Consider the following 21,699-nt stretch of genomic DNA (forward strand, 5'->3'; position numbering starts at 1 on the left):
GTCGCGCCCGCTCAGGCACTCAACTCGCACAGCTGGGCATTGGGCGCCAGCTTGAAGAACTCGTCGATGGACAGATGCACCAGGCTTTCGTGGTCGCCGGCCTCCAGGTAGATATCGGCCTGCCGCGCCAGCGCCGGGTCGATCAGCATGCCCATGCCATAGGCCTCGCCAAGTGCCGGCACGGCGCCACGCTCGCAGTCACGGAACAGGCCGCCGAGGCTCTGTTCGCTGGTCAGCTGCCAGCGCCAGGGGCCCTTGTGCACCTTGCCCAGGTCCAGCTGCCGGTTGGCCGGCACCACGGCCATCAGGTAGTGCCCACGGCGGTCGTCGAGGATGATCGGCTTGGCCATGCGCGAGGCGGGAACGCCGGCCTTGCGCGCCGACTCCAGGCTGGTCGCCGAATGATCATGCTCGACCAGATCGTACTGACATTCGGCCCGTTGCAGACTACGGGCCAGGGTTTCGGCCACATGCATGTTGCACCTCCTCGGCCGCCACGGCTGCGCGGCACTCGCCAACTGCTGATACAGACAAGTCTAGCCAGCCGCCCGCATGGCCGACCGGGCCTGGCTACAACACTTGCTGCTATCGGCTGGCGGCGCTAGTCGCAAATGCGCTATGACCGACCGGCCCTGCCTATAATCGGCCTTTTGCCGGTACTGCCCATGTCCGCCCTGCTCGATGCCTGGCGCCACGCCCCGACCCATCGGCGGGTCTGGGCGCTGGCCCTGCCGATGATCCTGTCCAACCTCTCGGTACCGCTGGTGGCGCTGGTCGACACCGCCGTGATCGGCCACCTGCCGCATGCCCATCAGCTTGGCGCGGTGGTGGTCGGCGCCAGCCTGTACGCCATGCTAGTCGGCGTGTTCGGCATCCTGCGCATGAGCGCCACCGGCTTCGCCGCCCAGGCCTGTGGCCGTGGCGATGGTACGGCGCTGCGCCAGGTGCTGCTGCAGAGCCTGCTGCTGGTGGGAGGCCTATCGCTGCTGCTGGCGCTGTTGGCCGTGCCGCTGAGCGGCCTGGCCCTGAACCTGATGCAGCCCTCGGTGGAGTTGGCCAGCCTGGCCCGCGAGTTCTTCCACGCGCGCCTGTTCGGCTTGCCGGCCACCCTGGCCAGTTCCGCCCTGATCGGCTGGCTGCTGGGCACGCAGCGTGCGCGTGGCGCGCTGGCCATCATGCTCAGCACCAACCTGCTGAACATCGTGCTCAACCTGTGGTTCGTCCTCGGCCTGGAGTGGGGCGTGGTCGGTTCCGCGCGCGCCTCGGTGCTGGCCGAATGGAGCGGCGCCCTGCTCGGTCTGTTGCTGGCCGCTCGCGCCCTGCGCCATCACCCCGGACGGCTCGACGGGTCGGCCCTCAAACAGTGGCGCAGCTGGCACGCGTTGCTGGCGGTCAACCGCGACATCCTGATCCGCACCCTGGCCCTGCATCTGGTGTTCTTCCTGGTCACCGTGCAGGGCACCCGCCTCGGTGACGCCACGGTGGCGGCCAATGCCCTGCTGCTCAACGGCCTGCTGCTCGCCGCCTTTGCCCTGGACGGCCTGGCCCATGCGGTGGAGGCGCTGTGCGGGCACGCCATCGGTGCCGCTGACCGCCTGGCCCTGCGCCGCTCGCTGGTGGTCGCCAGCGGTTGGGCGCTGCTGGCCAGCCTGGGCTTCGCGTTGCTGTTTCTCGCTGGCGGTGAACTGTTCGTCAACCTGCAGAGCGACATTCCCGCGGTACGCGCGGTGGCCTACCTGTACCTACCCTACCTGGCCGTGCTGCCGCTGCTGGGAGTGTGGAGCTACCTGCTCGACGGCCTGTTCATCGGCGCCACCCGCGCCCGCGAAATGCGCAATGCGATGCTCGCCAGCGTAGCCCTGGCCCTGCCGCTGGGCTGGCTGCTGCAAGGGCTGGGCAATCACGGCCTGTGGCTGGCTTTGCTATGTTTTATGCTGATGCGCGGCCTGAGCCTGGCCATCCTCGCGTGGCGCCTGCAGCGCCAGGATGCCTGGCTGGCTCCCCAGCACTGATCGGAGACAAGCATGCTGCCCGCCCCCTGCCCACCCGATGAAGCCCTTCGCCAACAGGCGCTGGATGACCTCGATCTGCTCGACACCCCCGCCGAGCTGTATCTCGACACCCTGGTACGCCTGACCCGCGAGCTGTTCGGTGTCGATACCGTGCTGATCAGCCTGATCGACCGCGACCGCCAGTGGTTCAAGGCACGCGTGGGCTTTGACACCGCCGAAACCCCGCGCGACATTTCCTTCTGTGGCCATGCGGTGGCGGCGCGCAACCCGCTGGTCGTCGAGGATGCCCACCAGGACCCGCGTTTCAGCGACAACCCGGTGGTGGTCGGCGCGCCCTTTATCCGTTTCTACGCCGGCCATCCGCTCTACAGCCGCGACAACCAACCGATCGGTACCCTCTGCCTGCTGCATCCGCAGCCACGCGGCCTCGACCCGACGGAGCGGCTGCGCCTGCGTGACCTGGCCACGCTGGTCGAGGGTTACCTGCATCTACGCAATGTCAGCCAGCATGCTCACAAGTTGCGCCAGGCGGTCAGCCGCGAACAACGCAAGGCGCTGATCGACCCGCTGACCCAGCTGTGGAACCGCGCCGGCTTCAATGAGTTCTACCCGCGCGAGCTGGCCAGCGCGACGGGCCTGGGCTTGCAACTCGCCGCGATCTATTGCGACCTCGACCACTTCAAGCAGGTCAACGACCAGTTCGGCCATGGCGGTGGCGACCAGGTGCTGTGGGAAAGCGCGCGGCGTATGAGCGCCGCCCTGCGCCCGGATGATCTGCTGGTGCGCCTGGGTGGCGAGGAGTTCGTCGCCCTGGTCAGCGTGCACGACGCCAGCGAGCTGCAGCACATCGCCGAGCGCGTACGCCAGGCCATTGCCGCCACGCCAATCAGCATCGGCACGCTCAACCATACGGTGACCAGCAGCATCGGTACCGCCATTGCGGCGCCCGGAGAGAACCCGGCTTCGCTACTGGAACGCGCCGACAGCGCGCTGTACCTTGCCAAGCACCAGGGCCGTAACCGAACGGTCCACGCTACCTGACCCTGCACGAGGAATAGCCATGGCCGACGCGATTGCCGCCAGCCTGCACTACCTGTCGATCTTCGTCCTGTTCGCCCTGCTGACCGCCGAGCACCTGCTGTTCAAGCCGCAGATGGACGTCGCCAGCGCTCAGCGCCTGCTGCGCATCGACATCGCCTACGGCGTCAGCGCCGGCCTGGTACTGGTCACCGGCGTTGCGCGTGTGCTGTGGTTCGGCAAGGGCCTGGACTACTACCTGCACAACGGTCTGTTCCACGCCAAGGTCGGCCTGTTCCTGCTGATCGGCCTGCTCTCGGCGCTGCCGACCCTGACCTTCTTCAACTGGCGCAACGACCTGCTGGCCGGCAAGGCGCCGCAGATCAGCCCGGCAGTGGCCAAACGCACGATCTGGGTGATCCGCCTGGAGCTGCTGTTGCTGGTCTGTCTGCCCTTCCTCGCCAGCCTGATGGCGCGGGGCTTCGGCTAGCCAGGTAGCCCGGATGCAATCCGGGGAACCCCCGTCCCGGATTGCATCCGGGCTACGCAGACAAAAAAGCCCGGCATGCGCCGGGCTTTTTCATCTCAAGAGCCTTCGGCTCAAGTCGCCAGATAAGACGAACGAGTCAGTCCCAGACGCAGGGCATCGAGGAACTGGGTGCGTTCACGCGGGCTGAGCTTGGCGCTGGCCACCTTGTCGCGGTAGTGGCTCATCAGTTCCTCGGGCGACAGGTGCACGTAGCGCAGCATGTCCTCGATGGTGTCGTGGGTCTCGATCCCGGCGTGGTAGGACGTGCCGTCGGCGTTCTGGTAGATGTTCACCGAGTCGGTGTCACCGAACAGGTTGTGCATGTCGCCGAGAATTTCCTGGTAGGCGCCGACCAGGAAGATCCCCAACACATAGTCCTCGCCATCGCGCAGTTCGTGCACCGGCAGGCTGGTCTCGATGCTCTGCTCGTCGACGTACTGGTTGATCTTGCCGTCGGAGTCGCAGGTCAGATCCTGCAGCACGGCACGGCGCAGCGGCTCTTCGTCCAGGCGGTGCAGCGGCAGGATCGGCAGGATCTGGCCGATGGCCCAGGTGTCCGGCAGGCTCTGGAACACCGAGAAGTTGCAGATGTACTTGTCCGCCAGCTTGTCGTTGAGCTCGTCGAGCACCTGGCGGTGCGAGCGCTGGCGGGCCTTGAGCTGGTTGTACAGGCGCCGGCAGATGGCGAAGTAGCACTGTTCGGCCAGGGCCTTCTGCGGCAGGTCGAGCTTGCCGGCGGAGTACTGCGCCGCCACCTCGCTGACGTAGTGGGTGGCACGCCAGTAGGTCTCGGCGACCATTTCCGGATCGCTGTCGCCGAGCAGGTCGATCAGCACCTGCAGCACTTCCGGCTGCTCGATGCTGCTGTCGATGCGCGGCACTTCGTCGTGGTGTTTTTCCACGTCGGTCACCTGCACCAGCAGTACCGCGTGGTGCGCGGTCATCGCCCGGCCGCTCTCGGAGAAGATGTGCGGATGGGGGATGTCCTGGCGGTCGCAGAACTCCTTGAGCATGTCGACCACGGCATCGGCGTAGTCTTCCATGTCGTAGTTGATCGAGCTGGCGTTGCGCGAATGGGTGCCGTCGTAGTCGACGCCCAGGCCGCCGCCGACGTCGATATGATCGACCGGCAGGCCGAGGGCGCGCAGCTCACCGTAGTAGCGGATGGCCTCGCGGAAACCCTTGCGGTAGTCGGCGATGTTGGCGATCTGCGAGCCCATGTGGAAGTGCAGCAGGCGGACGCCCTGGTCCAGGCCAGCTTGCTTGAAGCGCTCGACCACCGATAGCAGCTGCGCGGCGGACAGACCGAACTTGGACTTCTCGCCGCCGGTATCGGCCCACTTGCTCGACGCCAGGGACGACAGGCGCACGCGCAGGCCGATCTGCGGGGCGACCTTGAGTTCGGCCGCCTCGTCGATGACGAACTGCACCTCGGACTCTTTCTCGATGACGATGAACACGTTGTGGCCGAGCTTCTGCCCCATCAGGGCCAGGCGGATGAACTCGCGGTCCTTGTAGCCGTTGCAGACGATGGTGCCGCCCTTGGGAGCCAGGGCCAGTACGGCCATCAGCTCGGGCTTGGAACCGGCTTCCAGGCCGATGGACACGTCCTGGGTGGCGATGATGTTCTCCACCACCGCTTCCTGCTGGTTGACCTTGATCGGGTACAGCGCGGTGTAGCGGTTCTGGTATTCCAGGCGCGCGATGCTGGCGTCGAAGGCGCCGGTCAGCTGGCGCACGCGGTACTGCAGGATGTCCGGGAAGCGCACCAGCAACGGCAGCGACAGGCCGCTTTCGCGCAGGCCATCGAGCTGGGCATAGAGGTCGATCGGCGCGCTCTGCGGGCCATTCGGGCGAACTTCCACGCGGCCTTCGTCATTGATCGCGAAGAAGCCGGCGCCCCAATGGCGGATGCCATATACGCTGCGGCTGTCCGCGACTGTCCATTGGCTACCGTCATCTTTGCGTGTGCGTCTTGCGGCCATCGGGGTCTCCTGCAATAGAAAGGAACAGCTGCCTGATCAAGCAACAGGTTAGAAGCGAATCATGACGAATGACGGAGAGTGGACCCACTGCCCCATCGAGAAGTTTAGGAGGCGCCGGCTCAGCCGCCGGATTTCTTGGCCTTGAAGCCACGCTTGGTGAGCTCTTCGAGGAGCAGGTCGACCATGTCGCCCTGGATCTCGATGACCCCATCCTTGAGTCCGCCGCCGCAGCCGCAGCGTTTCTTCAGCGCGCTGGCCAGTTCTTTCAGCGGCTCTTCGGCTAGCGGCACACCGCTGATGGTGGTGACCGTCTTGCCACCCCGGCCCTTGGTTTCCCGGCGCACACGGGCGATACCATCCCCTTCGGGAATCCGGCTCTGCTTGCAGATACAGGCATCCACCGGCTGGCTGCAGTCGGGGCAGTGCCGACCGCTGTCGGTGGAATAGACGAGACCGCTCAAGGCGGAGAATGACGAAGCTTTCTTGACCACCGGCTTTTCCTCTTGGGTTGGTCAGGATAGCGACTGGTCGACAAGTGCCTGAGGCATCGACCGCGAAGCCCCACTCTGGCAGGGGCAGCGCAACCGGGCTGGGAACCCGGCTTCAAAGGTCGCGCAGTGTAACGGCAAAGATTGGCCTTGCTAAGTATGTAATTGCGCCAATGATCGATGGATTGGCGACCTTTGCCCGCCCTCGTTCGGCATCTCGCACAAGCACGCCCAGAAAACTGCACAAAGCCAGGCAAGACTAGGCCTGCATGCTTTATGTAGGAGCGAGCTCTGCTCGCGAAGCTCTGCGCCCAGCCATTTCGCGAGCAGAGCTCGCTCCTACCATCAGGTATTGGCCAGGTAACTGCGCAGCGCCTGCAGCGAGTCGGGGCAGAAGGGCTTGCTCTCGGCCTCACGCAGCACCTCCGGCAGCGGCAGGAAAACCGCCTCCAGCACTTCCTCCGGCTGCAGCACCAGCGGTGCATCGGAGACCGCCGAGAACACCGCACACCACAGTCGATTGTCCGGCTGATCGAAGAAGAAGCGCCCATGCTCGCGCAGTTCGACACCGGCAATGCCCAGCTCCTCCTGCAGCTCGCGCGCGGCCGATTCGGCATAGCTCTCGCCCTCGCCCACCATGCCGCCGGCCGCCACATCCCAGTAGCCGGGATAGATGGCCTTGCTCAGGGTGCGCCGGTGCACGCACAGCTCGCCGGCAGCATTGAACAGCAGGATGAAGGTGCCGCGACCGATCAGCCCGCGCTCACGCAGCTCGGCGCGCGGCAGGCTGCCGAGCAGGCAATCCTGCGCGTCGACCCAGGCAATGCGTTCAGCATCGGAAGCGGCACGGTGCGCCGCTTCCTCGGCGGAGATCGGCATGCCTCAGCCCTCGGTCAGGCTGCAGGATGGACTGCGCACGACACGATCCGACAGCGCGTAGGCAAACATGCCTTAGCCTTGGGTCAGCAGGGTGCGCAAGTCGATGATCGCCGCATTGGCGCGCGAGATGTAGTTGGCCATCACCAGCGAGTGGTTGGCCAGCACGCCGTAGCCGCTGCCATTGAGCACCATCGGGCTCCACAGCGGCTCCTGTGCCGCCTCCAGCTCGCGGATGATCTGCCGCACGCTGACGGTGGCATTCTTCTTCGCCAGCACGTCGGCGAAGTCCACCTCGATGGCGCGCAGGATGTGCGACAGCGCCCAGGCCTGGCCACGGGCTTCGTAGAACACGTTGTCGATCTGCAGCCAGGGGGTCTTCACCTCCTCCTCGCTGAGCGGCACGGCCTCACCGTCGACCGGCGCCTTGTCCGACAGATCGGTGTTCAGGCGCACTCGACCGACACTGGCGGACAGGCGCTGGGACAGCGAACCGAGGCGGGTAGCGACATCGCCCAGCCAGCTGTTGAGGTTGTCGGCGCGAGCGTAGAACTGTGCGTTCTGCTGGCTCGGGTCGGCCAAGGCCGCCAGGTAGCGATCCAGCGATTTGAGGCCCTCGGCGTATTCAGCTTCCGAGGCCGGCAGGGCCCAGCTCTTGTTGTCGAAGTTAAAACGCTGCTCGGCCCTGACCAGAAGCGTGCTCTCGGTGGATTGCGACTGCGAGCGGGCAAAATCCTTGCGCAGCGCGCGGGACAGGTCACGCACCTGGACCAGCACGCCGTACTCCCAGGCTGGCATGTTGTCCAGCCACAGGCCGGGCGGCGCGATGTCGTTGGACAGGTAGCCACCCGGCTTGTTGAGCAGCGTGCTGGATACCTGCTTGAGGGTTTCCACCGTGGTGTAGCCCGCCACCAGCTTGCGCTGCGCCTTCTCGGCCGCCGTCTGGGCATGTTGCTGCACCGGGAACAGCGCGGGCTCCTGGCTCCAGTACCAGCCGACGCCCAGCGCCGCCAGCAGATAAATAGCCAGCAGGCTGCCCAGGGTGCGGCTCAGCCACAGGCCACCGAAATAGCTGCGAACATCATCCACCGAGTCGTCGACGCTGCCGCGCAGGTCTTCTGTGCGTTTCTTCCAATCCAGCATGGCCATATCCTTAAATCGTCTTTCTCGAATTACCAACCACACCCCAGACATGGAGCTGGCGGCCCTGCACTATAAGTGAAGCCTAGGCGCAAACGCAGCGCTGCGGAGCGCTACCGTACCCGCAAAGCGGGCAAAAGCGCCAAAAGATGGAAGGTTGACGCCAAATGATCGGCGGTTGTAGCACCACAGTTCCCCAGTGGTAGCATGGGGCCATCATCCCGCCCTACCAGGGCACGAGAAGACTGCAGGCCATGATCGAGCAAGAAGACCCAAGCCGCGACCGTCTCAAGCAGCACTTTGCCAAACGCGTCATCCACCAGGCCCGTCAGGTTCTGGAAGTCTGGCAACGCCTGCAACAGGCCGAGTGGAATGCCGTCGACATGGCCGAACTGGTCGAGGCCAACCTGGGCCTGCTGCGCTACGCCGAACGTTTCGAGCAGGCCGTGCATGTGCAACTGGCGGCCAGCATCGGCAACTGCCTGAGCGCCGTGGAGGCCAATCGCGGGCGCCTCAACAGCCAACTGATCACCGAGCTCAACCAACTGATGCAGCGCCTGTCACGCACCGGCCTGCGCCATGGCGACCAGTTCGAGCAGACGTTCCTGCCGCCGCTGCGCAAACCGGTGTACCTGGCCCTGCAGGATCACGAGCGTGCCGAGCGCCTGGCCCAGCAACTGGAGTTCTTCGGCCTCACCGCCCAGGCCCTGGACAGCGCCAATGCGTTTCGTGCCGCCATGACCGAGCGCCATCCGGCGGCCATCCTCATGGAAGTCGACTTCGCTGGCCCCGGCCTCGGCCTGCAACTGGCCAGCGAAGCCCAGCAGGGCCTGGAACAGAAGCTGCCGCTGCTGTTCTTCAGCCACGCCGATACCGACACGCCGACGCGCCTGGCCGCCGTACGCGCCGGCGGCCAGGAATTCTTCACTGGCAGCCTCGATGCCTCCAGCCTGATCGAGCGCATCGAGGTGCTCACCCACGTTTCCCAGTACGACCCGTACAAGGTGCTGATCATCGATGACTCACGGGCCCAGGCGACCCACACCGAGCGCGTGCTGAACAGCGCCGGGATCGTCACCCGCACCCTCACCGAGCCGATCCAGGCGATGGCCGAGCTGGCCGACTTCCAGCCGGACCTGATCATCCTCGACATGTACATGCCTGACTGCAACGGCCCGGAACTGGCCAAGGTGATCCGCCACAATGACCGCTATGTCAGCGTGCCGATCATCTACCTGTCCGCCGAGGACGACCTGGACAAGCAGCTCGACGCCATGAGCGAGGGCGGCGACGATTTCCTCACCAAGCCGATCAAGCCGCGTCACCTGATCGCCACCGTGCGCAACCGCGCCAGCCGCGCGCGCAATCTCAGGTCGCGCATGGTGCGTGACAGCCTCACCGGGCTGTACAACCACACCCACACCCTGCAGCTGCTGGAGGATGCGCGTTTCCGCGCCCGTCGCGACGGCCAGCCGCTGAGCTTCGCCATGCTCGACATCGACCACTTCAAACGGGTCAACGACACCTACGGCCACCCCATGGGCGACCGGGTGATCAAGAGCCTGGCGTTGTTCCTCAAGCAGCGCCTGCGCAAGACCGACCATATCGGTCGCTACGGCGGCGAGGAATTCGCCGTGGTCCTGCCGGACACCGACGCGGTCACCGCCGCCAAGGTGCTCGACGAGATCCGCAAGCGCTTCGCCGAGATCGTCTACCCGGCGCAACCCCAGGACCTGTCCTGCACCTTCAGCTGCGGCATCGCCGAACTGCGCGGCGAACTGGACAGCAACCTGCTGTCCAAACAGGCCGACGAAGCCCTGTACGTGGCCAAGCATGGCGGGCGCAACCGGGTGGAAATCCATCTCGCCTAAGCGGCACGGAGCGTGACGAACGTCACGCTGTCACAAAGTCGCAATCAAACCGCAATAACCTCGACGGCACCGTTTCAGACTTCCGGTTGCCGCCACCATGCGCCTCAAGCTGCTCACCAATCTGTCCACCGCCCTGCTGGTTACCGCCTGCCTGGCTCTTGCCGCCACGCTCTGGTGGTCGGAGCGGGCGCTGGAGCGCCCTTACCTGCTAATGCAGCGCTACCTCAACCTGTCGCAGCAGTTCCAGCACCAGGTCGCCGACAACATCCAGCGTTACCTGGGCAGCGGTGATGCCCTGCGCCACAGCGCCGCCAGCCTGGCCATCAGCGAGCTGGAACAGAACCTCGACGCCCTGCCCACGCAACTGGCCGATGAACTGCGCCCGAGCCTGGCCGAACTCAGCCAGTTCACCGCCAACGACCTGCTCGCCGCCGGCAAGCTCGCTGGCGACCCGCAAGGCCTGCTGCTGCAGGCCGAGCGCGAAATCAGCGGCGCCCTCGAGCAGCTCGAAAAGTATTCCCGCGAGAGCACCAGCAGCACTGCCGCCAGTTATCAGGCGCCGTTGTTCAAGGCCGCCCAGCACCTCAGCCGTCTGAGCCACGCCCGTGGCAAGCTGGTCAGCAGCGGGCGCAGCGAGCTGATCGCCGATGTCGAGCGCGAACTGGCCGTCCTCAGCCAGCAGGCCAGCACCCTCGACAGCCTGCCGCTGCTGGGTGTGACGGACAGCAGTGAAGCCAGCGGCAACAGTTTTGGCGCCCTGCTCGGCCTGGCCGACAGTGACGAGCAGGAGCAGGCCGAAGACCGCGGCATCGCCCTCAAACGCGACTTTGCCAGCCTGCTCAAGCGCTACCCGGCCGAACTGGGCCGCACCCGCGAGTTGATAGAGAAGCGCAACCAGCTGGCACTCGACAGCACGGCCAAGATCGAAGGCCTGCAGCAGGCATTGGCCGCCCTGGAGCCGGCGGTGCGCGCCGAGCACGGGCGCATCCAGGGCGAAGTACGCCTGATCCAGGGCCTGATGATCGGCCTGATCCTGCTGATTGCCCTGACCATCGACCGCATCCAGCGCCGCCTGAGCAATGTTCTCGGACGCCTGGCCCCGGCTCTGGGCACCTGGGCCGCCGGCGACTTCGCCAGCGACATCGCGCTCAACTCACAGACCCGCGAAATGCGCGATATCGAGGACTCGCTGAACCGCCTGCGCCGCTATCTGGTCGAGCTGGTCGGCACCATCCACCACAACGCCGCCCAAGTCGCCGGCAGCAGCCGCACCCTGGCCGACATCAGCCAGGGCCTGCACGGTGGCGCCGAACGCCAGTTGGCCGATACCGCACAAATCCGCGATGCCCTCGGCGAGTTGGAAGGCACTATCGCCCAGGTCGCCGACGATGCCAGCCAGGCCGCCGATGCCAGCCGCGCCGCCAGCCGCGCGGCAGAACAGGGCCAGCGGGTGATCGAGCAGAGCCTCACCGGCCTGCATGCCTTGGTCGGCAAGGTGCAGGGCAATGCCCAGTCCATCGAACAGCTAGCCAGCGAGACCGCCACCATCGGCCAGGTGCTCACGGTGATCCGCGGCGTGGCCGAGCAGACCAACCTGCTGGCGCTGAACGCCGCCATCGAAGCCGCCCGTGCCGGCGAGATGGGCCGCGGCTTCGCCGTGGTTGCCGACGAGGTACGCTCGCTGGCCCAGCGCACCAGTGGCGCCACCGACGAGATCCAGCAACTGATCGCGCGCCTGCAGCAGGCGGCGCAACAGTCGGTAGCGGCCATGCGCGCCCAGGTCGAGCATGCCGAGGCCACCGCGGGCCAGGCGGCCCAGGCCGATGGCGCGCTGGACGAAGTGGTCGGGGCGATCCGCACTATCGCCAGCATGGCCGAGCGCATCGCCGAGGCCACGGCCCAGCAAGGCGGCGCCGCCAGCGAAATCCGCGGCCACAGTGAACGCATCCACCGCCTCGGCGGCGACAACCTGGCGCGCATCGGCGAAGGCCGCCAGCAGGGTGAACAGCTGTTGCAACTAGGCGGACAATTGAACACCGCGGTGCAGGCCTTTCGCGTCTGAGCGGCGAGACGTAGGGCGGGTGCAACCCGCGGTGAGCCCAGCGCGGGTTGCACCCGCCCTACCAATAGACCTGCCCGCACGAAGCCGCCGTCCATCAGCCGGCAACATCCACTAGCAGGCTGTTGAAAAACGTTGGCGAGGCAGCCAGCGCAAGGCAAAAAAAGGCGAAAAAGCGCAGTTTACGAGCTGTAAATGAGCATTTTGAGCCTGTTTTTAACGCCGTGATGGCAACGCAGGTAGTTTTTCAACAGCCTGCTAACCCTATGCGCCAACCAGCCGCCTGGGGTCGGCTCGCCGACTTGGGTATGATGCCCGCCAAGTCCGTCGTGCGAGCCCGCCATGCGCCGTTTGTTGCCTCTCGTTCTGTTCCTGCTGTTCAGCCTGCCGGCCAGCGCCGGCCTGTTCGACAAGCTGCCCGACGCGCCCCTGGGTGCGCCGCTGAACAACAGCGCCGACTTCCTGCCGGTAGGCGAAGCCTTCCGCCTGAGCTTGGTAGAGAACTCGCCGACGGCGCTGAAACTGCGCTTCGTGGGCGCCGAGGGTTACTACCTCTATCGGCACGCCTTCAAGTTCCGCATCGAGCCGAGCGACCTGGCCAAGGGCGAGGCCGTGATCCCGGGCGGTCAGCCCAAGCACGACGAATACTTCGGCGATGTCGAGGTGTACTACGGCATCACCGATATCGAGCTGCCGCTGGACAACCCCATCGACCTGCCCTTCAGCGTCCACGTTACCTACCAGGGCTGCGCCGACAAGGGCCTGTGCTATCCGCCGGAGACCGCGCGCCTGGAAGTCGGCGCAGCCGCCAGCCCAGCACCGACCAGCGCTACCAGCGAAGCCTCCAGCACCGCCACCGCAGCCCCGGCCAGCGCGACCGGCTGGAGCTGGAAGGAGCTGGCGCTGTTCTTCCTTGGTGGCCTGGGCCTGGCATTCACCCCCTGCGTACTGCCGATGCTGCCGATCCTCACCGGCGTGGTCCTGCGCGGCCAGCCAGGCGGCATGCGTGGCCTGGTGCTGTCGCTGGCCTACGTGCTGCCGATGGCGCTCAGCTTCGCCATTCTCGGCGCGCTGATGGGCCTGTTCGGTGCCGAGCTCAACCTGCAGGCGCGCCTGCAGTCGCCCTGGGTGCTGGTGCCATTCGCGATCTTCTTCGCCCTGTTCGCCGCCGCCAGCCTGGGTTTCCTCGAATTGCGCCTGCCGCAGGCGGTCGACGGCCCGCTGCAGCGCCTGAGCCAGCGCCTGCATGGCGGCACCCTGCTCAGCGCCGCCGCGCTCGGCGTGCTCTCCAGCCTGCTGGTCTCACCCTGCGTATCCGCGCCGCTGGCCGGTGCCCTGCTGTATATCAGCGCCAGCGGCGACGCCCTCGGTGGTGGCCTCAAGTTGCTGGCCCTGGGCCTGGGCATGGGCACCCCGCTGGTGCTGTTCGCTGTCGGCGGTGGCGCCCTGCTGCCGAAATCCGGCGCCTGGATGCTCGGCGTGCGCAACCTGTTCGGCGCCCTGTTGCTGGCGGTATCGATATGGCTGCTGGAGCGTGTCGTGCCCGGCCCGGTCAGCCTGGCCCTGTGGGGCCTGCTGGCAGCCGGCGTGGCCCTGTGGCTCGGCGCACTGGAGCTGACGCCGAAAACCCACCACCAGAAAGTCGCACAAGTGCTCGGCCTGCCCCTGCTGGTGTATGCCATCGTCGCCTGGGTTGGCGCCCTGCAGGGCCACAGCGACCCGCTGCGCCCGCTCGGCAGCGCCGGCGTCGTGGCTGCCGAAACACAAGCTCCGGCCAGCAGCAGCTGGCAGACCATCAGCAGCCCGGCCGAACTAGATGCCGCCCTGGCCGCAGCGAAAAGTGCCGGCCAGCCGCTGCTGCTGGACTGGTACGCGGACTGGTGCATCAGCTGCAAGGTGATCGAGCGCGAAGTACTGACCGCCCCCGAGGTGACCCGTCAACTCGGCGCCTATCGGCTGATCCGCTTCGATATCACGGAAAGTCGCGCCGATCAGCGCGCCCTGCTCGATCGCTACCAGCTGTTCGGCCCGCCGGCGATCCTGTTCTTTGCCGGCAACGGTGACGAATGGGCCGATCTGCGTGTCGTAGGAGAGATCAGCGCCGCCGACTTCGCCGAACGCCTAAACCGCGCAGGCAGCCGCCAACAGTAAGTACGTCATTTATCTGCCGCAAAAATCGGCCATCGTGATGGCTACTGCAGGCAACTGGACAGCCTGCAGCGCTTTCGGCATAGTCCCGGCCATTGGACAGAATAAGGACGCATTCATGGCCACCCTTCTGGTGCTGCACGGCCCCAATCTCAATCTGCTGGGCACTCGCGAGCCCGGCGTCTACGGCGCCACCACCCTGGCCCAGATCAATCAGGATCTCGAGCAGCGCGCCCGCGCCGCCGGCCACCACCTGCTGTACCTGCAGAGCAACGCCGAATACGAGCTGATCGAGCGCATTCACGCCGCAAAAGGCGAAGGTGTCGACTTTATTCTGATAAATCCGGCGGCTTTCACCCATACCAGTGTCGCATTACGTGACGCGCTGCTGGCGGTAAGCATCCCATTCATCGAAGTGCACCTGTCCAACGTGCACAAACGTGAAGCCTTCCGCCATCACTCCTACTTTTCTGACGTAGCCGTTGGAGTGATCTGCGGCCTTGGCGCCAGCGGTTATCGGCTGGCCCTGGAGGCTGCCCTGGAACAATTAGAACGCCCCTGAAGACCTGACCTTGGGAGTTGCAAAGCTATGGATATCCGTAAAGTCAAAAAACTGATCGAGCTGCTGGAAGAGTCCGGTATCGACGAGCTGGAAATCCGCGAGGGCGAAGAGTCCGTGCGCATCAGCCGTCACAGCAAGCAGCCGGCCTATGCCCAGCCGATGTACGCCCCGGCTCCTGCGCCGGTTGCCGCTCCGGTTGCCGCCGCTGCTCCGGTCGCCGCCGAAGCCGCTCCGGTGGCCGCCAAGCTGAATGGCACCGTGGCCCGCTCGCCGATGGTCGGCACCTTCTACCGCGCCGCCTCGCCGACCTCCGGCAACTTCGTTGAAGTCGGCCAGAGCGTGAAGAAAGGCGACATCCTGTGCATCGTCGAAGCGATGAAGATGATGAACCACATCGAGGCCGAAGCCAGCGGCGTGATCGAATCCATCCTGGTCGATAACAACCAGCCGGTGGAATACGACCAACCCCTGTTCACCATCGTTTGATGCGCGGGGAGCCTGTGATGCAGAAGCTGGAAAAAGTCCTGATCGCCAACCGTGGCGAAATTGCCCTGCGCATCCTGCGCGCCTGCAAGGAGCTGGGCATCAAGACGGTGGCCGTGCACTCCACCGCCGACCGTGAGCTGATGCACCTGGGCCTGGCCGACGAGTCCGTCTGCATTGGCCCGGCATCGGGCGCACTGTCCTACCTGAACATTCCGGCGATCATCAGCGCCGCCGAAGTCACCGGCGCCACGGCGATTCACCCGGGCTACGGCTTCCTCGCGGAAAACGCCGACTTCGCCGAACAGGTGGAGAACTCCGGCTTCGCCTTTATCGGCCCGAAAGCCGACACCATTCGCCTGATGGGCGACAAGGTGTGCGCCAAGGCCGCCATGATCAAATCCGGCGTCCCCGTGGTCCCCGGTTCCGACGGCCCGCTGCCGGAGGACGAGGAAACCGCCCTGCGCATTGCCCGCGAAGTCGGCTACCCGGTGATCATCAAGGCCGCTGGCGGCGGCGGTGGTCGCGGCATGCGCGTGGTGCACAAGGAAGAAGACCTGATCAAATCGGCCAAGCTGACCCGCACCGAAGCCGGTGCCGCGTTCGGCAACCCGATGGTCTATCTGGAGAAGTTCCTCGGCAACCCGCGTCATGTGGAAGTCCAGGTGCTCTCCGACGGCCAGGGCAACGCCGTGCATCTGGGCGACCGCGACTGCTCGCTGCAGCGCCGTCACCAGAAGGTGCTGGAAGAAGCGCCAGCCCCGGGCATCGACGAGAAGGCTCGTACCGAAGTGCTGAAACGCTGCGTCGATGCCTGCATCGAGATCGGCTACCGCGGTGCCGGCACCTTCGAGTTCCTCTATGAAGACGGCCGTTTCTACTTCATCGAGATGAACACCCGCGTGCAGGTCGAACATCCGGTCACCGAGATGGTCACAGGCATCGACATCGTCAAGGAGATGCTCAGCATCGCCGCCGGCAACAAGCTGTCGATCAAGCAGAGCGACGTGGTTATCCGCGGTCACGCCCTGGAGTGCCGGATCAACGCCGAAGACCCGGACAACTTCATGCCCTGCCCGGGCAAGGTCAAGCACTACCACGCCCCGGGTGGCAACGGTGTACGCGTCGATTCGCACCTGTACAGCGGCTACGCGGTACCGCCGAACTACGACTCGCTGATCGGCAAGCTGATCACCTACGGCAAGGATCGCGCCGAGGCCATGGCGCGCATGCGCAATGCCCTGGACGAGATTGTGGTCGACGGGATCAAGACCAATATCCCGCTGCACCGTGACCTGGTGGTCGACAAGGGCTTCAATAAAGGCTGCGTGAATATCCACTACCTGGAAAAGAAACTGGGTATGGATAAGCACTAAGCCCACGACCTGCTGCGCGTCGGCGATACGGCGTTAAAAACAGCCTCGGCAAGCCGCTTGCGGCTAACGCGCTTCAGCGCGACCCGAAGGGCGAGTGCAACGAGTCATGCTCATTTACAGCAGTAAACTGCGCTTCCTCGGTTGTTTTTGCCTAGTCTCGCTCTAGCTCGCAAGGTCGTGACTAAATGCAACGACAAGGGCTGCCCACGGGCGGCCCTTGTCGTTTCCGCCCGGCACCTGCGCTGGCCGCATGCCCATGCGTTCAAGTAAGCTGCGCGCCCTATTGCACCTAGCGCCCCACGTTCACGAGGTTTCCCATGCCCTGGTTACAAGTCCGTCTCGCCATCACCCCGGATCAGGCGGAAACCTACGAAGACGCCCTGCTCGGTGTCGGTGCCGTCTCGGTGACCTTCATGGATGCCGAAGACCAGCCGATCTTCGAGCCAGACCTGGGCACCACCCCACTGTGGTCGCACACCCACCTGCTGGCGCTGTTCGAAGCCGATACCGACCCGGTCAACCTGATCGCCCACCTGGAGCTGCTGACTGGCGCCGCATTGCCCGAGCACCAGATCGAGCACATTGCCGACCAGGACTGGGAGCGCAGCTGGATGGACAACTTCCAGCCGATGCGCTTCGGCCAGCGCCTGTGGATCGTGCCGAGCTGGCACGCCGCACCGGAGCCGGAGGCAGTCAACCTGCTGCTCGACCCCGGCCTGGCCTTCGGTACCGGCACCCACCCGACCACCGCCCTGTGCCTGGAATGGCTGGACGGCCAGGATCTCAGCGGCTGCGACGTACTGGATTTCGGTTGCGGCTCCGGCATCCTCGCCATCGCCGCCCTGCTGCTCGGCGCGCCCCAGGCGGTCGGCACCGATATCGACATCCAGGCCCTGGAAGCCTCGCGCGACAACGCCTCGCGCAATGGCATCGACCCGGCCCGTTTCCCGGTCTACCTGCCCGCCGACCTGCCGCAGCAACCGGCCGATGTGGTGGTGGCCAATATTCTCGCCGGCCCGCTGGTGTCGCTGGCGCCGCAGATCAGCAGCCTGGTCAAGGCAGGCGGGCGCCTGGCGCTGTCCGGCATTCTTGCCGAGCAGGCCGACGAAGTGCGCGCCGCCTATCAGGACGCCTTCATCCTCGATCCAACCGCGATCAAGGATGGCTGGGTACGGATTAGCGGGGTCAAGCGCTAGTAGCGCCTGTACGAGCTTGAGTAAACTAGCGCCTCGCTTTGCACGGATCGCCGCATGACCGACAGTTTTGTCACTCAGTGCCCCCATTGCCGCACCAGTTTCCGCATCAACCGCGCCCAGTTGGGTGCGGCACATGGTGCGGTGCGGTGTGGCGCCTGCATGCACGTGTTCAATGCGGCCCAGCAACTGCTGGTCGACCAGACGCGCGCCAGCAAGCCCGTAGCACCGCAACCCAGTGCACCGGCACGCCCGCAAGCCGCAGCCCCGAGCCCAGCCGCTGCACCCAGCATGCCACCAGCGAGCAAGCCCGTTCCCGAGCGCGCTCCAGCGCCAGCGCCGACGGCCAGCCTGAATAAGCCGGCCACAGCGGACAAGCAGCCGGTCGACACCCTGTGGATCCACGACGACCTCGATCTCGACAGCCTCGACCTCGACGAGGAGCTGGCCAAGCTCGAAGAGCAGGAAATGCAGCTGTCCCAGGCCTTCGTCGCCCTCAAGCCGGCCGCTGGTAACAGCGCCGAGCTGCTCAAGGCGCCGAGCGAGACCCGCGACCCGCATGACGAAGACTGGGCCGAGTCCCTGCTGCGCGAGGACAAGCCCGCCAAGCCGCAGCCGGTATTTCGCCCGCCAGCCGCCGCCGAGCCACAGCCGTCAGTCGAGCCGACACCAGCGCCGGCCGTTCCAGAAGAGCGCCAGGAGCCCAGCCTGCATGCCCTGCGCGACGAACCAGACGACAGCGTTGATGCCGACGAAGAGCGCATCGAAGAAGTCGCCGACGCCGACTACGCTCCGCCCGCCAACCTGCCCGGCAAACCCGAGCGCAGTGAGCCGGCCCTGCGCGATGACAGCCTGCTGAGCCTGGAAGACGAACCCCTGCAACTCGACTGGCAGCAGGCCAGGAAGCCCTGGGGCCGCTGGATCGCCTGGGGCCTGCTGAACCTGCTGGCCGCCGGCGCCCTGACGACCCAGTACGTGACCTATCACTTCGAGGAACTGGCGCGCCAGGACCAGTACCGTCCCTGGTTCGAGCAGCTGTGCCCGGAACTCGGCTGCGTGCTGCCATCCAAGGTCGATATCGAGCAGATCAAGAGCAGCAACCTGGTGGTGCGCAGCCATCCGGAATTCCGCGATTCGCTGGTGGTCGACGCGATCATCTACAACCGCGCACCCTTCGCCCAGCCCTTCCCGCTGCTGGAACTGCGCTTCGCCGACCTCAACGGTCAGCTGCTGGCCAGTCGTCGCTTCAAGCCGGGTGAATACCTCGGCGGCGAGCTCGCCGGCCAGGCGGAAATGCCGCCGCAGACGCCGATCCACGTGTCCCTGGAAATCCTCGACCCAGGTGCCAAGGCGGTCAACTACAGCCTCAGCTTCCACTCCCCGGAATAAGCCTGCAGGCGCCGGATTTCCGGCACTTGCAGGGTGTCCAAGACCCAGCGGCGATAACCCGACAGCTGCTCATAATTTGTTCAAAACAGCCTTTATCCGGTCACCGAGAGCGGGTATCATGCCCTCCTTTTTCGCACTCCCATGAAGCCGTTTTCCAGTTCAGGCGGGCCTAGCCATTGCCTGAACGGCTTCAAAAACAACAGGGATGACCTCCATGTCGGTGGTACGCATCGGCCCTTACACACTGCCCAATCAGCTGATCCTCGCCCCCATGGCGGGCGTCACCGATCAGCCGTTCCGGCAGCTGTGCCGGCGCCTGGGCGCCGGGCTGGTGGTATCGGAAATGGTCAGCAGCGACGTGCGCCTGTGGAACACCCGCAAATCGAGCCTACGCATGATCCACAGCGGCGATCCCGAGCCACGCTCGGTACAGATCGCCGGTGGTGATCCCGAGATGCTCGCCGAGGCGGCCCGGCGCAACGTGAAAATGGGCGCGCAGATCATCGACATCAACATGGGCTGCCCGGCCAAGAAGGTCTGCAACAAGGCCGCCGGCTCGGCGCTGATGAAGGATGAAGAGCTGGTCAGCGCGATCCTCGACGCGGTGGTCAAGGCGGTCGACGTACCGGTGACCCTGAAGATCCGCACCGGCTGGGATCGCTCGAACAAGAACGGCTTGAACGTGGCGAAAATCGCCGAACAGGCCGGCATCAGCGCCCTGGCCGTGCATGGCCGAACCCGCGCCGACCTGTACACCGGCGAGGCCGAGTACGACACCATCGCCGCGATCAAGCAGGCGGTCACGATTCCGGTGTTCGCCAATGGCGACATCGATTCGCCGCACAAGGCCAAGGCCGTGCTCGCCGCCACTGGCGCCGACGCCCTGCTGATCGGTCGTGCGGCGCAGGGGCGGCCGTGGATCTTCCGCGAGATCGCCCATTACCTGGCGACCGGCAAGGAACTGGCGGCGCCAACGCTGTACGAAATAGAACGGATTCTGTTGGAACACCTGAGCGCCCTGCACGCCTTCTACGGCGATGTGATGGGCGTGCGCATCGCCCGCAAGCATGTCGGCTGGTACCTGGCCACCCTGCCCGGCGCCAGGGAGTTCCGCACCGACTTCAATCGTCTGGACAGTACGGACGCGCAGTACACCCACGTTCGGCAGTTTTTTGCCGAACGCCATAACAAGGACAACGAGGTGGCCGCATGACGAGGATGACCGAGCCTTTTTTTGATCAATCAGTTTTTGATGGGGCAGTACCCGTGAGCGACAACACCAACCTGAAGCAGCACCTGACCACGCCGAGCGAAGAGGGCCAGACCCTGCGCGGCAGTGTCGAAAAGGCGCTGCACAACTACTTTGCTCACCTGGAAGGCGCTGACGTTACCGACGTCTACAACCTGGTTCTCAACGAGGTCGAGGCGCCGCTGCTGGAAACCGTGATGAACTACGTCAAAGGCAACCAGACCAAGGCCTCCGAGCTGCTCGGCCTGAATCGCGGCACCCTGCGCAAGAAGCTCAAGCAGTACGACCTGCTGTAAACACCCGAATACATGGAAAAGGGCGGCCCGCAACATTAAACAGAGGGCCGCCCTTTTTTACTGATTTCCCAAGCTCTGATGGACTCTGCAATGACCGACCAGACCACCCGCCTCCCCGTTCGCCGCGCCCTGATCAGTGTTTCCGACAAGACCGGCATCCTCGAGTTCGCCCGCGAACTGGTTGCCCTGGGCGTGGAAATCCTCTCCACCGGCGGCACCTACAAGCTGCTCAAGGACAACGGTGTGGCTGCCGTGGAAGTCGCCGACTACACCGGCTTCCCGGAAATGATGGACGGTCGCGTGAAGACCCTGCACCCGAAAATCCACGGCGGCATCCTCGGCCGTCGCGCCCTCGACGGCGCGGTGATGGAGCAGCACGGCATCAAGCCGATCGACCTGGTCGCGGTCAACCTCTACCCTTCGCCGCCACCGTAGCCAAGCCTGGCTGTGACCTGGCCGACGCCATCGAGAACATCGACATCGGCGGCCCGACCATGGTCCGCAGCGCGGCGAAGAACCACAAAGACGTGGCCATCGTGGTCAACGCCGGCGACTACGCCGGCATCGTCGAGTCGCTGAAAGCCGGTGGCCTGAGCTACGCCCAGCGCTTCGACCTGGCGCTGAAAGCCTTCGAGCACACTGCCGCCTACGACGGCATGATCGCCAACTACCTGGGCACCATCGAGCAGAGCCGCGACACCCTGAGCACTGAAAATCGCGGCGCCTTCCCGCGCACCTTCAACAGCCAGTTCATCAAGGCCCAGGAAATGCGCTACGGCGAGAACCCGCACCAGAGCGCGGCGTTCTATGTGGAAGCGCAGAAGGGCGAGGCCAGCGTGGCCACCGCCGTGCAACTGCAGGGCAAGGAACTGTCGTTCAACAACGTGGCCGACACCGACGCCGCGCTGGAATGCGTGAAGAGCTTCGTCAAGCCGGCCTGCGTCATCGTCAAACATGCCAACCCGTGCGGCGTGGCCGTGGCCCTGGACAGCGAAGGCGGCATCCGCCGTGGCCTATGAGCTGGCC

General features: G+C 65.3%; 18 protein-coding genes and 1 pseudogene. 14 read left to right on the plus strand and 5 right to left on the minus strand.

The annotated features are described in order from the left end of the window. Positions 1-11 precede the first annotated feature (11 nt). Complete coding sequence (locus tag LRS11_RS22225; protein WP_260494979.1) at positions 12-476, minus strand: aminoacyl-tRNA deacylase; 465 nt, start codon at positions 474-476, stop codon at positions 12-14. Positions 477-665: 189 nt separating this feature from the next. On the opposite strand from LRS11_RS22225, the gene LRS11_RS22230 reads away from it, so the two are divergent. From LRS11_RS22230 to LRS11_RS22240, 3 genes are read left to right on the plus strand one after another with little or no spacing between them, the layout of a single operon-like run. Beyond that, complete coding sequence (locus tag LRS11_RS22230; protein WP_260494980.1) at positions 666-2,012, plus strand: MATE family efflux transporter; 1,347 nt, start codon at positions 666-668, stop codon at positions 2,010-2,012. A 12-nt stretch (positions 2,013-2,024) separates the two neighbouring features. Beyond that, positions 2,025-3,053: a sensor domain-containing diguanylate cyclase gene (locus tag LRS11_RS22235; protein ID WP_260494981.1), complete on the plus strand. Its 1,029-nt coding sequence runs from the start codon at positions 2,025-2,027 to the stop codon at positions 3,051-3,053. Positions 3,054-3,072: 19 nt separating this feature from the next. Further along, positions 3,073-3,519, plus strand: a complete 447-nt coding sequence (locus LRS11_RS22240; RefSeq protein ID WP_260494982.1) for a DUF2214 family protein — start codon at positions 3,073-3,075, stop codon at positions 3,517-3,519. Positions 3,520-3,629: 110 nt separating this feature from the next. On the opposite strand, the gene speA is transcribed toward LRS11_RS22240, so the two are convergent. The 4 genes from speA to LRS11_RS22260 all read right to left on the minus strand — a co-directional run bounded on the left by speA (position 3,630) and on the right by LRS11_RS22260 (position 8,050). Continuing rightward, positions 3,630-5,543, minus strand: coding sequence for an arginine decarboxylase (gene speA, locus LRS11_RS22245; RefSeq protein WP_260494983.1), 1,914 nt, complete (start codon positions 5,541-5,543; stop codon positions 3,630-3,632). A 119-nt stretch (positions 5,544-5,662) separates the two neighbouring features. Further along, positions 5,663-6,034 (minus strand): translation initiation factor Sui1, encoded by a 372-nt coding sequence (locus LRS11_RS22250; RefSeq protein ID WP_260494984.1) that lies wholly within the window; start codon positions 6,032-6,034, stop codon positions 5,663-5,665. Between the two features lie 342 nt (positions 6,035-6,376). Continuing rightward, positions 6,377-6,910 carry an NUDIX hydrolase gene (locus tag LRS11_RS22255; protein ID WP_260494985.1) on the minus strand — a complete coding sequence of 178 codons (534 nt, stop codon included), beginning with the start codon at positions 6,908-6,910 and terminating at the stop codon, positions 6,377-6,379. Between the two features lie 72 nt (positions 6,911-6,982). After that, positions 6,983-8,050 (minus strand): DUF2333 family protein, encoded by a 1,068-nt coding sequence (locus LRS11_RS22260; RefSeq protein WP_260494986.1) that lies wholly within the window; start codon positions 8,048-8,050, stop codon positions 6,983-6,985. Positions 8,051-8,301: 251 nt separating this feature from the next. Here LRS11_RS22260 and LRS11_RS22265 point away from each other — a divergent pair, with 251 nt between their 5' ends. The 11 genes and pseudogenes from LRS11_RS22265 to purH all read left to right on the plus strand — a co-directional run. Continuing rightward, positions 8,302-9,918: a PleD family two-component system response regulator gene (locus LRS11_RS22265; RefSeq protein WP_260494987.1), complete on the plus strand. Its 1,617-nt coding sequence runs from the start codon at positions 8,302-8,304 to the stop codon at positions 9,916-9,918. A gap of 1,168 nt (positions 9,919-11,086) precedes the next feature. Continuing rightward, a complete protein-coding gene (locus LRS11_RS22635) occupies positions 11,087-11,980 on the plus strand; it encodes a methyl-accepting chemotaxis protein (RefSeq protein WP_409519830.1) in 894 nt (297 codons plus the stop codon). A gap of 339 nt (positions 11,981-12,319) precedes the next feature. After that, positions 12,320-14,128: a protein-disulfide reductase DsbD gene (gene dsbD / locus LRS11_RS22275; protein WP_260494989.1), complete on the plus strand. Its 1,809-nt coding sequence runs from the start codon at positions 12,320-12,322 to the stop codon at positions 14,126-14,128. A 115-nt stretch (positions 14,129-14,243) separates the two neighbouring features. Continuing rightward, positions 14,244-14,687, plus strand: a complete 444-nt coding sequence (gene aroQ / locus LRS11_RS22280) for a type II 3-dehydroquinate dehydratase (protein WP_173203788.1) — start codon at positions 14,244-14,246, stop codon at positions 14,685-14,687. A 27-nt stretch (positions 14,688-14,714) separates the two neighbouring features. Then, positions 14,715-15,173 (plus strand): acetyl-CoA carboxylase biotin carboxyl carrier protein, encoded by a 459-nt coding sequence (gene accB / locus LRS11_RS22285; protein ID WP_260494990.1) that lies wholly within the window; start codon positions 14,715-14,717, stop codon positions 15,171-15,173. A 17-nt stretch (positions 15,174-15,190) separates the two neighbouring features. Then, positions 15,191-16,546, plus strand: coding sequence for an acetyl-CoA carboxylase biotin carboxylase subunit (gene accC / locus LRS11_RS22290; protein WP_260494991.1), 1,356 nt, complete (start codon positions 15,191-15,193; stop codon positions 16,544-16,546). A 317-nt stretch (positions 16,547-16,863) separates the two neighbouring features. After that, complete coding sequence (prmA, locus tag LRS11_RS22295) at positions 16,864-17,742, plus strand: 50S ribosomal protein L11 methyltransferase (protein ID WP_260494992.1); 879 nt, start codon at positions 16,864-16,866, stop codon at positions 17,740-17,742. Positions 17,743-17,796: 54 nt separating this feature from the next. Continuing rightward, positions 17,797-19,128 (plus strand): DUF3426 domain-containing protein, encoded by a 1,332-nt coding sequence (locus LRS11_RS22300; RefSeq protein ID WP_260494993.1) that lies wholly within the window; start codon positions 17,797-17,799, stop codon positions 19,126-19,128. Between the two features lie 214 nt (positions 19,129-19,342). Then, positions 19,343-20,341 (plus strand): tRNA dihydrouridine synthase DusB, encoded by a 999-nt coding sequence (dusB, locus tag LRS11_RS22305; protein ID WP_260494994.1) that lies wholly within the window; start codon positions 19,343-19,345, stop codon positions 20,339-20,341. Then, entirely contained in the window at positions 20,338-20,673 is a 336-nt protein-coding gene (gene fis / locus LRS11_RS22310; RefSeq protein WP_173203763.1) for a DNA-binding transcriptional regulator Fis, read from the plus strand. The genes dusB and fis overlap by 4 nt, the downstream gene beginning before the upstream one ends. A gap of 90 nt (positions 20,674-20,763) precedes the next feature. Beyond that, positions 20,764-21,699, plus strand: a pseudogene (gene purH, locus LRS11_RS22315) (bifunctional phosphoribosylaminoimidazolecarboxamide formyltransferase/IMP cyclohydrolase); the annotation flags it as partial.

This window comes from Pseudomonas sp. J452 (assembly GCF_024666525.1).
Lineage (GTDB): Bacteria > Pseudomonadota > Gammaproteobacteria > Pseudomonadales > Pseudomonadaceae > Aquipseudomonas.